Annotated in this window: 1 pseudogene; it reads left to right on the forward strand. The window is 65.4% G+C overall.

What is annotated here, in order from left to right:
* Nucleotides 1-262: pseudogene (locus D7V77_RS44140) on the forward strand (hypothetical protein); the annotation flags it as partial.
* Nucleotides 263-460: the final 198 nt, after the last annotated feature.

Consider the following 460-nt stretch of genomic DNA (forward strand, 5'->3'; position numbering starts at 1 on the left):
GATCGGTGGCGTCACCGCGGGCCTGGTTTCGTCGGTCGCGCTGGCGTTTCTCGGCCCGGCGTTCCTGAAGGACCAGGCGCTGTTTCCGATCGTGAATCCAACGATCCTGAGCATGCCGATCGGCTTCCTCGGCGCATGGCTTGGCACGATGCTGAGCCGGCGCAGCGCCGAGCACGAGGCCCGCTTCGACGCCTTCGTCTTCCAGGCGCATACCGGGGCCAGGCCGGATGCTCCGCCGGCTCCTGTTGTGCCGGCGGACTGATCCCGCTGGTTCCACCCGATCCATGTACATGCCGGCGCCGTCCACGGTCGGCGCGGGCAAGACTGACCCGCGGGCACATTGCCCGCTCCATTACTGGGGATTTACGATGAAAGCAATCAAAGGTGTAGTGTTCGATCTCTACGGCACGCTGTTCGACGTGCATTCGGTAGCCGGCCGCTGCAGCGACCTGTATCCGGG

The organism is Corallococcus sp. CA041A (assembly GCF_003612075.1).
Taxonomy (GTDB): domain Bacteria; phylum Myxococcota; class Myxococcia; order Myxococcales; family Myxococcaceae; genus Corallococcus; species Corallococcus exiguus.